This window comes from Streptomyces sp. WAC07094 (assembly GCF_036320405.1).
GTDB classification, from domain to species: domain Bacteria; phylum Actinomycetota; class Actinomycetes; order Streptomycetales; family Streptomycetaceae; genus Streptomyces; species Streptomyces lannensis.
This window is the reverse complement of the sequence record NZ_JAVMJZ010000001.1, coordinates 818224-831362: the sequence shown is the minus strand read 5'-3', so window position 1 is coordinate 831362 and position 13139 is coordinate 818224. Positions and strand designations below refer to the sequence as shown.

The 13139-nt window shown below is 71.1% G+C and carries 17 protein-coding genes and 1 pseudogene; 7 read left to right on the top strand and 11 right to left on the bottom strand.

Going from position 1 to position 13139, the window contains the following annotated elements; translation table 11 throughout:
• Window positions 1-107 precede the first annotated feature (107 nt).
• Entirely contained in the window at window positions 108-506 is a 399-nt protein-coding gene (locus RCR19_RS03720; protein ID WP_331263742.1) for a nuclear transport factor 2 family protein, read from the bottom strand.
• Window positions 507-875: 369 nt separating this feature from the next.
• Here RCR19_RS03720 and RCR19_RS03715 point away from each other — a divergent pair, with 369 nt between their 5' ends.
• Window positions 876-1286: a hypothetical protein gene (locus tag RCR19_RS03715; RefSeq protein WP_331269334.1), complete on the top strand. Its 411-nt coding sequence runs from the start codon at window positions 876-878 to the stop codon at window positions 1284-1286.
• A gap of 30 nt (window positions 1287-1316) precedes the next feature.
• Here the strand turns inward: RCR19_RS03715 and RCR19_RS03710 are convergent, their stop codons facing one another.
• From RCR19_RS03710 to RCR19_RS03695, 4 genes are all read right to left on the bottom strand, one after another.
• Window positions 1317-2570: a streptophobe family protein gene (locus RCR19_RS03710; RefSeq protein ID WP_331269333.1), complete on the bottom strand. Its 1254-nt coding sequence runs from the start codon at window positions 2568-2570 to the stop codon at window positions 1317-1319.
• A 130-nt stretch (window positions 2571-2700) separates the two neighbouring features.
• Window positions 2701-3144, bottom strand: coding sequence for a PRC-barrel domain-containing protein (locus tag RCR19_RS03705; RefSeq protein ID WP_331263741.1), 444 nt, complete (start codon window positions 3142-3144; stop codon window positions 2701-2703).
• Window positions 3141-3749 (bottom strand): PRC-barrel domain-containing protein, encoded by a 609-nt coding sequence (locus RCR19_RS03700; RefSeq protein WP_331263740.1) that lies wholly within the window; start codon window positions 3747-3749, stop codon window positions 3141-3143. Before RCR19_RS03700 ends, RCR19_RS03705 begins: the two co-directional genes overlap by 4 nt.
• Entirely contained in the window at window positions 3746-3892 is a 147-nt protein-coding gene (locus RCR19_RS03695) for a hypothetical protein (protein WP_331263739.1), read from the bottom strand. Before RCR19_RS03695 ends, RCR19_RS03700 begins: the two co-directional genes overlap by 4 nt.
• Before the next feature lie 223 nt (window positions 3893-4115).
• Between RCR19_RS03695 and RCR19_RS03690 the strand changes: the two genes are divergently transcribed.
• Window positions 4116-4616, top strand: a complete 501-nt coding sequence (locus RCR19_RS03690; RefSeq protein ID WP_331263738.1) for an ATP-binding protein — start codon at window positions 4116-4118, stop codon at window positions 4614-4616.
• On the opposite strand, the gene RCR19_RS03685 is transcribed toward RCR19_RS03690, so the two are convergent.
• A complete protein-coding gene (locus tag RCR19_RS03685; RefSeq protein ID WP_331269332.1) occupies window positions 4594-5481 on the bottom strand; it encodes an RNA polymerase sigma factor SigF in 888 nt (295 codons plus the stop codon). The two genes, RCR19_RS03690 and RCR19_RS03685, sit on opposite strands and share 23 nt — an antisense overlap.
• 279 nt (window positions 5482-5760) lie before the next feature.
• On the opposite strand from RCR19_RS03685, the gene RCR19_RS03680 reads away from it, so the two are divergent.
• Both RCR19_RS03680 and RCR19_RS03675 read left to right on the top strand, forming a co-directional pair.
• The gene (locus tag RCR19_RS03680; RefSeq protein WP_331269331.1) at window positions 5761-6282 is read left to right on the top strand and encodes a DinB family protein; all 522 of its coding nucleotides are present in this window, start codon (window positions 5761-5763) and stop codon (window positions 6280-6282) included.
• A 114-nt stretch (window positions 6283-6396) separates the two neighbouring features.
• Entirely contained in the window at window positions 6397-6828 is a 432-nt protein-coding gene (locus tag RCR19_RS03675; RefSeq protein WP_331263737.1) for a helix-turn-helix transcriptional regulator, read from the top strand.
• A gap of 33 nt (window positions 6829-6861) precedes the next feature.
• Here RCR19_RS03675 and RCR19_RS03670 read toward each other — a convergent pair whose 3' ends face one another.
• The 3 genes and pseudogenes from RCR19_RS03670 to RCR19_RS03660 all read right to left on the bottom strand — a co-directional run.
• Window positions 6862-7464, bottom strand: a complete 603-nt coding sequence (locus RCR19_RS03670) for an ATP-dependent Clp protease proteolytic subunit (protein ID WP_331263736.1) — start codon at window positions 7462-7464, stop codon at window positions 6862-6864.
• A gap of 1 nt (window position 7465) precedes the next feature.
• Window positions 7466-8104: an ATP-dependent Clp protease proteolytic subunit gene (locus RCR19_RS03665; RefSeq protein ID WP_331263735.1), complete on the bottom strand. Its 639-nt coding sequence runs from the start codon at window positions 8102-8104 to the stop codon at window positions 7466-7468.
• Window positions 8105-8375: 271 nt separating this feature from the next.
• Window positions 8376-8510 (bottom strand): annotated as a pseudogene (locus RCR19_RS03660) (epoxide hydrolase N-terminal domain-containing protein); the annotation flags it as partial.
• A 109-nt stretch (window positions 8511-8619) separates the two neighbouring features.
• Here RCR19_RS03660 and RCR19_RS03655 point away from each other — a divergent pair.
• Window positions 8620-9102, top strand: a complete 483-nt coding sequence (locus RCR19_RS03655; RefSeq protein WP_331263734.1) for a VOC family protein — start codon at window positions 8620-8622, stop codon at window positions 9100-9102.
• 268 nt (window positions 9103-9370) lie between these two features.
• Window positions 9371-10891 (top strand): glycoside hydrolase family 43 protein, encoded by a 1521-nt coding sequence (locus tag RCR19_RS03650; protein ID WP_331263733.1) that lies wholly within the window; start codon window positions 9371-9373, stop codon window positions 10889-10891.
• Between the two features lie 8 nt (window positions 10892-10899).
• Here the strand turns inward: RCR19_RS03650 and RCR19_RS03645 are convergent, their stop codons facing one another.
• A complete protein-coding gene (locus RCR19_RS03645; RefSeq protein ID WP_331263732.1) occupies window positions 10900-11289 on the bottom strand; it encodes a cupin domain-containing protein in 390 nt (129 codons plus the stop codon).
• A 130-nt stretch (window positions 11290-11419) separates the two neighbouring features.
• Window positions 11420-12274 (bottom strand): NAD(P)-dependent oxidoreductase, encoded by an 855-nt coding sequence (locus RCR19_RS03640; RefSeq protein WP_331263731.1) that lies wholly within the window; start codon window positions 12272-12274, stop codon window positions 11420-11422.
• A 350-nt stretch (window positions 12275-12624) separates the two neighbouring features.
• Between RCR19_RS03640 and RCR19_RS03635 the strand changes: the two genes are divergently transcribed.
• Window positions 12625-13131, top strand: a complete 507-nt coding sequence (locus RCR19_RS03635; protein ID WP_331263730.1) for a group III truncated hemoglobin — start codon at window positions 12625-12627, stop codon at window positions 13129-13131.
• Window positions 13132-13139 lie beyond the last annotated feature (8 nt).

Below are 13139 nucleotides of genomic sequence, written 5' to 3'. Positions count from 1 at the left end.
TGCAGGGGTTCGTGCCCTGCCGGGACGCGGTCCACGGGGTGCGCGGGTCAGGGCCCGCCGGCGCGCGGCGTACCGCGTGTTGCGTTTCGCGCCTGCCTGTACGCGGTCTACCTCGGGTTCGGGGCCGCGCCCGCCGGGACGCGGTCGAGGAAGCCCAGGACCGCTCGGATCCGTCCGTCGTCGGCAAGGGTGATCACGTCGAAGCCGGCGACGGGGGCCGACCCGTCCGCCTCGTTGACCAGTTCCCAGGCGAAGCGCGCGATGCCATGGTGGCCGTCCACCGCGCCCGAGAGCCGGAAGGAGAAGCCCGGGAACTGCTCGTGCGCCCCCGCGATCACCGCGGCGATCTGCTCGTGCCCGCTGACGTCGGCCAGTGGATCGGTGTAGCTTCCGTCGCCGGCCCAGGCGGCGGCGACGGCCTTCGCCAGCGCCTGGGGGTCGTTCGTGTTCCACGCCTCGAAGTAGCGGGCGACGGCGGTTTCGTGGCGGGCGGTGTCTGCGGACATGGCGGATCAGCCTCCATCGAGGTCATGGTGCCGGGCGGGAGCCGGATCCCGGGGCTCGGTGCCCCTCGGGCCGGTACGGAAACGATGCCCGGACGCGCCCATGGGCGTCGATTACCTCCGGGGTAAGCGATGCCCCCGCCCTCTGCCGAATCGTTTCGGCCATGAGGCTCGCATGAATATGCCAGGAGACTCGCCGAAATGGCGTGGTGACAGAGAGTCAGGAGTGACGATACTCGAGTAACAGGGTGATCCGGCCACGACCGGAACGCGCCGTCGCGCGCCGCGCTCGGGTCACCCCCGTGCACAAGCGAGCGCATGCAAGGCACCACGAGCCCGACCCGGCACGGAGTACCGCACTGGGGGACGATCGTGCACGACGAATTCCTGTGCCATGTCACGGCATACGGCATCTGCGGCGGCCGACGCGTCGGTGTGCCGTTGGGCACCTATCGAGCGCCCACTCTCGCCCTGGCGCTGTGGTGGATGCGGGACCGGGCGTGCTGGATCGCGGAGCGGCTCGACCCGCACCCCGACGACCCGCTCTTCCCGCCGAACTCCCTCGCCCCCGTCGCCGACACCGTGCCCGATGTGCCGGGCGTGCTGCGGGACTGGTGCGGTGACGACGGCCGGCAGCAGGAGGCGGCCGAGGAGCTGGCCGCCGGACGGCTGGTGCGTGTCTCCGTCAGTGACGACACCACGGAGTACGAACTGCTCGCGGAATCCGTGGACGCGCTGCGCATGCAGCGCTTCGTCCCCGCGCTCTCCACCCCGGCCGCCTGACAGCCGGCCCGGTCCCGCGGCCTTCGGGTGCTAGGCGGCCTCGCGCCGTCGGCGCACTCTCCAGGCGAGCAGTCCGCCGGCGAATCCGGTGACCAGCCCCCACAACGCGGCCAGGCCCAGTGCGGTCCACAGCTGCGGCGTGAGGAGCAGCACGCCGGACAGTCCGCCTCCCAGATCACCGATACCCAGCAGGGTCAGACCGTAGTGGGCCGACACCCGGCAGACCAGACAGATCATCAGCACGGTGAGTACCAGCGCGGCGGCCATGTGCAGGGAGTTCTGCCACGGCCGGACCCGAGCCGGCGACCGCGCCGCCATCACGAAGGCGGCGGTGAGGATCAGCAGCGCGGCGACGGCCACCAGCCACCACACCCGGCCGTCGTGCTCGGAGAGTGTGCCGAGGTCGAGCGTCGAGACGTCCGGTGTGCGAAGGACCTGGTCGAGCAGATGTGGCACGGGAAGCCCGAACGGTCCGTCCACCCGGCCGTTCCAGGTGGCGCCCAGTCCGAGGGTGAGGGCCGGCCACACCACATTGGGCAAACCCAGCAGGATCAGGGCGAACGTCCGGGCGGGATGCCCGCGCGTCGCCGCCACGACCAGCCCGATCACCAGGCCCACTGCGACACAGGTGAGGAGCAGGCCCACCATGGCGTAGGCGGCGGGACGCACCCGGTCCTGAAGGCGCAGCAGCCGGGCCGGGAGCGGCGCGCTGCGGGAGACCAGCAGAGCGAGGACGAGCACCCCCGCCAGCCACAGCAGCCCGAAGAGCACGGTCAGCGGCAGGTCGGCCCGGTAACCGATCTGCGGCTCGACGCCGAGCAGGTCTTCGATGTCGCCGATGGACCCGTTGCCGGGCGGGGCGGTGAAGGTCTGGCGGGCCACCCGTGCGAGTCCGAGCAGGGCCAGCAGCCACAGCACGGCGATCCGGGCCGCCCACCCCGCCAGCTCGGACGCCGGGGCGACGGCCCGGTGGCGCAGCGGCCGCAGAAACCCGGCGGCGATCACGAGCGCTCCGCCGAGCGTCACCGACAACGGCATCACCGTCAGCTCCGCCTGGGTGTCGGCGAGGGCGCCGGCGTCGCCCGCCAGCCTCACGGTGCCGCCGACCGCGGCGACCAACGTGGCCGCGACCACCCGGGGGAAGCCGTTGTCGGGAACGCCGGTGAGGCCCGCCGCCCACAGTCCGAGCGCGGCCGGCACGATCATCGCGATGAGCCCGGCGAGCACGGTCGCGAGAGCCCGGCCCCAGCCGTGCGGCACGGCCGGTGGGCTCGCGGTGGGGATGTCGGCCTGCCGGGACGGAGTCGAGGCGCTCACGCTGCCACGGTAAGCAGCCCTTCCACGCAGCGCCTGCCGAGCGGTCCGGTCGCGTCCGCCGGGTGGCGGGCCCGCCACCCGGGGCGTTCGACCCCGATCAGCCCTCCGGTCCGGCCGTCAGGTCGCCCCGCACGACGAGCGCGTAGTCCCCGAGCCCGAGCAGCCGATCGCCCGCAACCTCGCCCAGTGTGGTGACGACCTTCTCGATACGGCCGCTGGACGCGTCGAACACGATGTCCTGGACCGTCCCGCGGTCGTCGCCGTCCTCGGACAGCACCCTGACCCCGAGCGCCTCGTTGCCCGGGCCGGGCGGCCCGGCCTGCGGCAGGACGTCCGACTCCACGAGCACGGCGTCGGTCCCGATCGCGTGCAGGGCGTTCCAGCCGACCGCCCCCTGTGCGCGGCCGCGCCGCCCCGTCACCCGGATGTGGGTGATCCGTCCGCCCGCCGCGTCGACGGTGAGGGAGGCGAGCGTCCCGATCTCCTGTGCCTCACCCAGGGTCACCACCGGCAGACCCCGGACCCGGGAGTACGTCGTCATGGCAGCGGCCCCCTCTCCACACCGCCCGCCGCGGGTTTGCCGAGTGCCTGGAACGCCGCGACGCGGGCGGCGAATCCGGCGAGGTCGTCGGCGACGAACCGAACGGCGTCCGCGGGGACCACCAATGCCCGCCCGGACACTGCGAGCGTCTCGCCACGGGGCACGAACACCTGGCGGCGGCGTCTGCGCGACCCTGTGACGAGCGACTCACGGGCGTCGAGCCGGAAACCCACGACTCGTCCGCTGGTGCCCGCCTCGACCACGACGTCGAGCACGACACCGATCTCCGTGCCCTCGTCCGTCAGCACCCTGGCACCGACCAGCCGGCCGTGCGCCGCCTCCCTGCGCGCCACCACCGCCGACCGCTCGGCGAGCACCTCCGCACCGCGGATCATCACGGCGTGCCGGCCCAGTGCGTGCACGGATGCCCACGGCAGGCTCCTGCGCAGCGGACCTGCCAGCAGGCCACGGCCGCTGAGGGTGAATCCGGTCACCTGACCGGCCGGGCCGTCGAAGACCGTGTCCTTCACCTGCGCGACCACGTCCCCGCCCAAGGTCACCACGGGGCGCCCGGACAACTCGCGCGCGCCCGTCAACTCGTTCACCGCGCTTGCCGCCTTCCGGAGTCCTGTCCCCGTTGGACGGCGATCACCGTGCCCGCCCGCCGGCGCGCCTGCACCCACAGGAGCAGCCCGAACAGCAGCACCACCACCGCAGCCACGAGGACCGGCCACAGCCACCAGCTCACGGTCCACCTCCGGTACCCCGGCCCTGACGGCGTACGGCAGGGCGTCGTACCCTGCGAATGCCCCGGACCGACGCGAAGATGCCCCCGGCGGACGGGGCCGTCGAACTCGCGACGGCGGGGCCGGCAACCACGGTGACTGGGGAACGCGTCACTGGGTACGAGCACTGGTGCGGTGCCCTCGGGGGCGCCGTGACGACGAGGACCGGCATTCGAGAGAGACCGTATGAGGGAGCACCTGGACGAAGTGGTGATACCGACACACTTCGACACGCCCGTCGAGCCGCTGCGGAGAGCGTCGCACTACACCGGCGAACCGGGGTCCGTCACCGAGGCGAGGGCCTTCGGTGAACTGTTCCTCGAGCAGCTCCGGTCCGAGTGGTGCGCCTCCATCGACGGGCGCACCACCGGCGATGTGCTCCTGGTGGTGAGCGAACTCGTCACCAACGCGCAGCGGCACAGCCACGGCCCGTACATCCTCGAGCTCGAGGGCACCGACACCGATGTGACCGTGGCCGTCTACGACAGCAGTGCCGCCCTGCCCCGGCGTTATCCGAAGGACCCCGGGCGTATCGGCATGCACGGGCTGGAGATCGTCCACGCCCTGGCCACCCGGGTGACGTGTGAGCGGGTCCCGGTCGGCAAGCGGGTCACGGCCGTGGTGCGTGCGGTCTCGCCCTCGTGCGGTCTCGCCCTGTGGCCCGTCAGATGGCGTCGACCCGCCTGACGTCGTCCAGCATCCCGCGGCGCAGCTGCTGGACGATGCGCTTGATCAGGCGCGAGACATGCATCTGCGAACAGCCGAGGCGGGCGCCGATGTCGGCCTGTGTGGCCTCCTCCACGAAGCGCATGTGGATGATCGTCCGGTCACGCTCGCTGAGCTTCGCCACCAGCGGGGCGAGGGTGTGGAAGTCCTCCACGAGGGCCATGCCGTCGTCCTCCTCGCCGATGAAGTCGGCGAGCACGGCCTCTCCGTCCTGGTCGTCCCCGGTCAGCGTCGCGTCCAGCGAGGACGAGTTGTAGCCGTTGGCCGCGATCTGCGCCTCGATCACCTCGTCCTCGGGCAGATTCATCAGCGCTGCCAGTTCCGCGACGGTCGGCTCACGATCCAGGCGGGTCGCGAGCTCCTCGCGCGCCTTCGCCAGCTCCACCCGCAACTCCTGCAACCGGCGCGGCACATGGACGGCCCAGGTGGTGTCGCGGAAGAACCGCTTGATCTCGCCGACGATGTACGGCACCGCGAAGGAGGTGAACTCCACCTCGCGGGAGATCTCGAACCGGTCGATGGCCTTGATGAGGCCGATCATGCCGACCTGGACGATGTCCTCCATGTCGTCGCCGCGGTTGCGGAACCGTCCGGCCGCGAAGCGCACCAGCGACATGTTCATCTCGATCAGCGTGTTGCGCGCGTACTGGTGCTCGTGGGTGCCCTCCTCCAACGCGGTCAGCCGCTGGAAGAACTGACGGGACAGCTCTCGTGCATCACGAGGAGCGATCGTCCTCGGGTCCGTGACGGTCGGCAGGCTCTCCTCACCAACCCTGGTCCGGACCGTCCTGTCGGTGACCGTCGACCAGCTCATGGCGGTGTCCATTACCTCTCCCACGAAACTCACTGTTGGGCCTCTCGGCGTTGTCCAGGCGTCGTGTGTGCGCGTGTACCCCCGACTCCGGGAACCATGTGGGCACATGTGTGGCAACCTCGTGAGGCCGGTCACTCCGGCAGGGCGAGGGCCACCGCGGCACGGGCGGCGCGGTCCTGAAAACGGGTGGCGCGCCGGCGGACCGCGGCCGATGCTCGTGCCATGACGGATCTCACCGGAACGGAAGACGGCTCGTCCCTTTCGGCGGAAAAGAAGTTCGGGTGGTCGGACATGTTCGTCCGGCCCGACGACGATCCTCGTGGCGACAGTGGCTTCGTGGGGGAACGGGCCACGCTCGTGGGCTATCTGCGCGATCAGCGGCTGACGCTGGAGATGAAGTGCGCGGGGCTGGACGCCGAGGCGATGGCCCGCCGTTCGGTGCCGCCCTCCGATCTCTCGCTGCTCGGCCTCGTCCGTCATATGTCCGGCGTGGAGCACCGCTGGTTCCGGCAGGTGCTGGCAGGTCAGGACGTGCCGCGGCCCTACCGCACCGAGGAGGACCGGGACGCGGACTTCAACGGCGCGGTGGCCGAACCCGAGGTCGTCGCCGAGGCCTGGCGGACCTGGCGCGCCGAAGTCGCCTTCGCGGAACGCTTCGTCGCCGAGGCGCCGGGCCTCGACGTCACCGGAACGGTCGGCGACGAGCCGATCGCCCTGCGAGCGGTCCTCGTCCACATGATCGAGGAATACGCCCGTCACAATGGCCACGCCGACTTTCTGCGGGAGCGGATCGACGGGCGAGTCGGTCAGTAGGGGCGCCCCGCGCCGCGGCTCGGACCCGGCGGTGGCGGTCACCGCGGCGCGGGATTCACCCAGGGCGGAATGCCGCACCCTTCCGGTGCCGCCCCGGATGCCTAGGCTGAAGGCGTGAACAATCGAGCGCCGAACGAAGCCCGCGTCATCCCCCTGCGTCCGCAGACCGCTCCGCCCCGTGCCGACGGCCCGGCCCGGCCCGCGCAGCCGCAGGAGCGGGCGCCGCGTACCCCGGCTCCGCGGGAGCCGTTGTGGCGCGACCTCGTCGGTGACGTGCTGCGGCGCGAGCGGCTCGCGCAGGAGCGCACGCTCAAGGACGTCGCGGAGTCGGCCAGAATCTCCATGCCGTACCTCTCCGAGCTCGAGCGGGGCCGCAAGGAGGCCTCTTCCGAGGTCCTCGCGGCCGCCGCCCAGGCGCTCGGCCTCGGCCTTTCCGATCTGCTCTCGCTCGCCCAGGGCGAGTTGGCGCGGCACACCCTGTCGCGTACCGGCCGGAGCCGTACGTCTCCGACGGCGAAGTACGACGGGCTGTGCCTCGCCGCCTGACCGGCTCGGGGACGTACGGGGCCCCGGTCCCCGTCAGACGAACGCGAGCCGGCGACTCAGCACCTCGTCGGCGAGTCCGTACGCGACGGCCTCCTGCGCGGTGAACACCTTTTCCCGGTCCATGTCGGCACGCAGGGTCGTCGCATCGTGATGGGTGTGATGGGAGAGCACCTCCTCCACCTGGGCGCGGATACGGACCATCTCCTTGGCCTGGAGGCTGAGGTCCGAGACCGTGCCCTGCTGCCCGCCGCTGGCCGGCTGTCCCAGCAGCACCCGGGCGTGCTGAAGCACGAACCGCCGCCCGGGATCGCCGCCGGCCAGCAGGACCGCGGCCGTGGAGGCGGCCTGCCCCACACAGAACGTGGAGATCGGGGCCTGCACGAACGTCATCGTGTCGTAGATCGCCATCAGTGAAGTGAACGATCCGCCCGGCGAGTTGATGTAGATCGAGATCTCGTGCTCCGGGTTCGACGACTCCAGATGCAGGAGTTGCGCGATGACGACGTTGGCGACACCGTCGTCGATCTCGGTGCCGAGGAAGATGATCCGCTCGTTGAGCAACCGGCTGAAGACGTCGTAGGAACGCTCGCCCTGTGCGGTCCGCTCGACGACGTAGGGAACCGTGTACGACCCCATGTCACAACCCCATCCGTCGGCGTGCCGTGGCCGGGCGGACGTCGGCGAGCGACTCCACCACCCGGTCCACCATTCCGTAGTCCCTGGCCTGCTCGGCGGTGAACCAGCGGTCCCGGTCGCCGTCCCGCGCGATGGTCTCCTCGCTCTGCCCGGTGTGCTCGGCGGTGATCCGCTCGATGGCCTTCTTGGTGTACTGCAGGTTCTCCGCCTGGATCTCGATGTCGGCCGTGGTGCCCCCGATGCCGGCCGACGGCTGGTGCATCATGATCCGGGCGTTCGGCAGCGCGAACCGCTTGCCCCGGGCGCCGACCGTGAGCAGGAACTGCCCCATGCTGGCGGCGAACCCCATCACCAGGGTCGACACGTCGTTGGGGACGAGCCGCATGGTGTCGTAGATGGCGAGCCCCGCCGTGACGGACCCGCCGGGGCTGTTGATGCAGAGGCTGATGTCGGCGCGGGGGTCCTCGGCCGACAGCAGCAGAAGCTGGGCGCACACCCGGTTGGCCGAGACCTCGTCGACCTGTGTGCCCAGGATGACGATCCGCTGGGCGAGCAGTTGCGCGGCGAGATGGTCGTCGAAGCGGCTGGGTGGGGTGTCGCCCTCCTGCGCACGGGGCGAGAGGGTGGTCGGTGGAGTCATCGCGTCTCCTTGTCGTGGCGCGGAAGCCGTCGACTCCACTGTCGATCGCGGGCGGTGCCCGCAGGAGGATTCTCTGCCTACCGCAGATTCGCCCTGGGCAGAGGGCCGGCTCAGCCCTTCTCGCGCAACTCGCCGAAGAACGCCCGGACGTCGTCGATCAGCAGATCGGGCTCCTCCATGGCTGCGAAATGCCCGCCGGGGGAACTCCGTCCAGCGCACGATGTTCTCGGTGCGCTCCGCGGTTCTCGGTGCGCTCCGCGCGGTGGCGCGCTCCGACGTTGTCGAGGAACTCGACGATCGAGCCCGGCCGGCCATGGGTGACGATCAGCGGGGTGGCGTCACGTTCGGGCGAGCGGATGTGGGCGAAGTGGACGCTCGCCCCGTCGATCTCCGTCGTGAACTGCGGGGGTTCGGCATGGTTCGCGCGCCATCCGGATCGATTCGCGTCCTGCCGATGAGTTCCGGTGCCGGGACCGGTCGATACGGATGACCGCATCATGCTCCAGGAGGAACTCATGGCCACCGATGGATTCACCACCTGCCTCTGGTTCGACGGCCAGGCCGAAGAGGCGGCGCACCACTACGTCTCGATCTTCAAGAACTCGAGCATCGGACGGATCGGCCGCTACACCGAGGCCGGACCGGGTCCGGCGGGCTCGGTGATCGCCGCCGAATTCGTGGCCAACGGCCACAGGTTCGTCGCGCTCAACGGCGGCCCTCAGTTCACGTTCAACGAGGCGATCTCCTTCCAGATCTACTGCGAGAACCAGGAGGAGGTCGACTACTACTGGGCCAAACTCACCGAGGGCGGTGGCCGGCCCGGGCCGTGCGGCTGGCTCAAGGACAAGTACGGCGTGTCATGGCAGGTCATCCCGGACGGGCTCATCGAGATGACCGGCGACCCGGATCCGGAGAAGGCCGCCCGCACCACCCGGGCGATGCTCTCCATGGGCAAGCTCGACATCGCCGCGCTCAAGAAGGCGTACGAGGGCGAGTAGTCACCGGCTGTCCGCGGCAGGCCCGCCGGAGGGCCGGCCGCCGGCTGCGCGGATCCTGCCCGGGGTCCGGCTCCGGCTCCGGCGGTGGGCCCTCCGCCCGCGGAGCGGCAGACCGTCCCGACCCCGGAATCCGTATCGGCGCCCGATGGACCGGCGCACGCCGTGCCTTGCCCGGGTTCGCGGCCGAGACCTACAGTGCGGTTTCGGAAGGTTCGCTCATCGGTGCGAAACTTTCGAAATCCTGCGCCGGAGGGAAGTGCCGAACACCATGCGGACGTACGCCAACCCCGTGATAGGCGGGTTCCATCCCGACCCCAGCGTGTGCCGGGTCGGCGAGGACTACTACGCCGTGTGCTCCAGCTTCGAGTACTTTCCCGGCATTCCCCTGTTCCACAGCCGCGACCTCGTCCACTGGCGGCAGATCGGCAATGTCCTGGACCGGCCGGGGCAGTGGTACGCGCCGGACGGGACGCCCGCCTCGGGCGGCATCTACGCGCCCACGATCCGGCACCACGACGGCCGTTTCCATGTGATCACCACGGACGTCGGCGGCAGGGGCAACTTCCTGGTCAGCAGCGACCGTCCGGAAGGCCCGTGGTCGGACCCGGTTCCGGTCGCGCTGGAGGGCATCGACCCCGACCTCGCCTGGGACGACGACGGCTCGTGCTGGTGTGCGGTCTCCGGTGTCCGGGTGGCCCGGATCGATCCGGAGACCGGCGCGGTGCTGGAGGGTCCGCTCCCTGTCTGGTCCGGTACGGGAATGCAGCATCCCGAGGCGCCGCATCTGTACCGCGTCGGTGCGTGGTGGTACCTGATGGTGGCCGAGGGCGGCACCGCCCACGGGCACAGCGTGTCCATCGCCCGGGCCCGCTCTCCGCGTGGCCCCTACGAACCCGCCCCGGCCAATCCGATCCTCTCGCACCGCAGCACCGACCTGCCGATCCAGAGCACCGGCCACGCCGACCTCGTGTCCGCGCCGGACGGCACCTGGTGGATGCTGCTGCTGGCCACACGTCCCCGGGGGTACTTCCCGGAGTTCCACGTCCTGGGCCGCGAGACCTTTCTGACCCCCGTGGAGTGGGTGGACGGCTGGCCCCGGGTCGGACCGGTGCGGGAGCGGCACCCGGCTCCCGCGGCCTGGCATCCCGTCGAACCCCCGCCAGTACGGGAAGACTTCGACACCGCGGACCTGGCGCCGCACTGGATCTCGCCGCGTCGCAGACCGGACGGCTCCTGGTCGCTGAAGGAGCGGCCGGGGCGGCTGACCCTCACCGCCACCGGGGACAGCCTCGACCGCCCGGGGCACACGTTCGTCGGCCGGCGGCAGCAGCACCACGACTGCCGGGTGGCCGTCCGCGTGGACCCCGGCGCGGGCCGGGGCGGACTGTCCGTCCGTATGGACGAGGCCCATCACTACGACATCGAGGTCGGCGCCGGCACCGTGAGCGTGCTGGCCCGTATCGGGCCGGTGCGGCAGTGCCTGGCTCGACACCCGGTGCCGTCCGGCGAGGTGACGCTGACCGTGGACATCCGCACGGCCGATGTACTGCCGCCCACCGTGATCGCCGACGGCCCGCAGGGGCTGGGCGTCAGAGCGGGCGGACCCGACACCATCACCTTCTCGCTCGGCGGCGGTACCCCGGTCCGCCTGGCCGAACTCGACGGCCGCTATCTCTCCACCCAGGTGGCCACCGGCTTCACCGGCCGGGTGATCGGCATGTACGCGACCGAGGGCACCGTCGCCTTCGACTGGTTCGACTACGAGCCCGCGGAGGGCGTCGATCGCTGACCGGACGCTCAGAACCGGGCGTCGGCCGGCCGCTTCGCACGCCGATGCCGTCGCGCCTCGAGTTCCTCGGGCTCGACCAGGGTGAGCATGGGTTCGCCTTCCGCGCACAGCATCACCGCCAGGAACCGTACGGGCACATCGTCCCTGTTGTTGGCGGCCTGGTAGTGGATGACGTCGCCGCCCGGTTCCCAGAAGGCCTCGCCCGCGGTGATGACGCGTTCGGGCTCGCCCTCGAGTTCGAAGACGAGCTCACCCTCAAGCACGTAACCGAAGGCGGGTCCGGAGTGACGGTGCGGCGGTGTTCCGGCGTCGCCGGGCGGAACCTCGACGACGACCGTCATGGCGTGCGGGCGGTCGGGGACGAAGGGGGGCACCTGTGTCAGGAGTTCAGTGATCATGAGACTTCCGCTTTCTCGTCAGGGTTCTGCTCTTGTTCTCCGGGCTTTCGCCGCACTGGACGGGAACGGGGCGTGGGAGCCCCACCACCGCCGTGCGAACCCCGTCAGATCCGGGCGACGTGGCCGGCGTTCATGCGAGTGCCGTCCGGAATCCGGACCGCCAGCTCGGGTGGATCGGGCGCCAGCCCAGCGACGTGGCCCGGGCGTTGTCTGCGCCCCGCTCCCAGGGGGCGCCGCCTCCCTCCGCGCGCGGGGGTACGGGGGCTCCCAGGACGTCGGCGAGGACGGGAACCCACTCATGGGCCGGTGCGGGCTCGTCGTCGACGATGTTGAACGTTCCGCTGGGCCAGGTGAGCGCGGACACGGCCGCCATCGCGGCGTCCGCCACGTGGAGGAACGACGTCACGGCGTCGTCGGCCGGCACGGCGCCCCGGGCGAGCGCGGCGCTGATGAGGCCGTCCGGCGCGTACCAGGTACCCGGCCCGTAGAGGGTGCCGTACCGCAGCACCACATGCTCCTGCATTTCGGCCACGGCCGACTCCAGCGCCCGCACACCCCCCACCGGCACGGCGCGGGGACCGTCCGCCTCGGTGTCCAGGGGGGTCTCCTCGCCCGCAGGTCCGGTTCCGGGCCGGTAAGCCCATGAGATGGACTGGGCGACCATCCTGCGGACCCCGGCCTTCCCGGCGGCGTCGACGAGATGACGCGTCCCCTCCCGGCGGATCCGGGCGTTGGCCACCGAGTCGTGCATGGCCAGGGAGGTCAGCTGATGCACCACGACGTCCGGGGCGGCGCCGAGGACGGCCGCCGTCACGGATGCGGCGTCGAGGGCGTCCATCACGACACCCTCGACACCGGCCGCGCGCAGTGCGGGCACGTGGCCCTCACTGCGGGTCGTCACGACGACGTCATGGCCCTCCGTGACCAGGCGGGGAACCAGCTCTCGGCCGATGACCCCGGTCCCGCCGGCGACGAATACACGCACGTCAAACTCCTGCATCGATCAGGGGAGGTCGTCGGGCGTCCCGTGCGGGCCGCGCCGCGCGTATCCAGCGGGCGGGCACGCGCCGCGACGCCGGATCGCGGGGTCATGTACTCCCTGTCGCTTCCCTGACCCTGCCCAGTAGACGAAACAGCCGCCACGAATGTGATGTCCCGTCCCGCCCGCCGCCCGGAGCGCGAGGCGGGGTCCGGTCCTCCGGTACGGCCGGGGCGAGGGGCGTCACAGGGGCAAAATATGCATCTGAAATGAAAATTTTGCTAGGATCCGTGGCGCCCACACCACAGCGACATGGGACGTGTCGGCCCCTGGCGCACTCGGGAAGGGAGAGGCGTGTGAAGGCCGTTTCCACCGACCGCAGCCCTGCCACGCCGAGCGGGCCCGCGACCTTGCCGGGCTCCGCGGCCGCCGGTGCGGACCGGTCACGGCTCCGGGATCTGTCCGGCAGGACGGACGTGGAGGATCTCGTGCGCGGCTTCTATCGGGCGGCCTTCGCGGACCCGCTGATCGGCCCCGTCTTCACGGACGTGGCGCACATGGATCTGGAGGCGCACATGCCGGTGATGTGCGACTTCTGGGAATCGGTGCTCTTCAGGGCGGGCAAGTACCACGGGAACGCACTGCAGCCGCACCTGGCCCTGAACCGTTCGGTCGCCCTCGAGCAGCAGCACTTCGCGAGGTGGCTCGGTATCTGGCACGCGACCGTGGACTCGCTGTTCCTCGGGGAGAAGGCCGAGTTGGCGAAGACACAGGCAGTCCGCATCGGCGGCTCCCTGCTGCGGCGGCTGCACGACGGAGACGCCAGTGAGTATGTGACCGTCCGGCGGCGCGAGAACGGCTGAACGCGGCA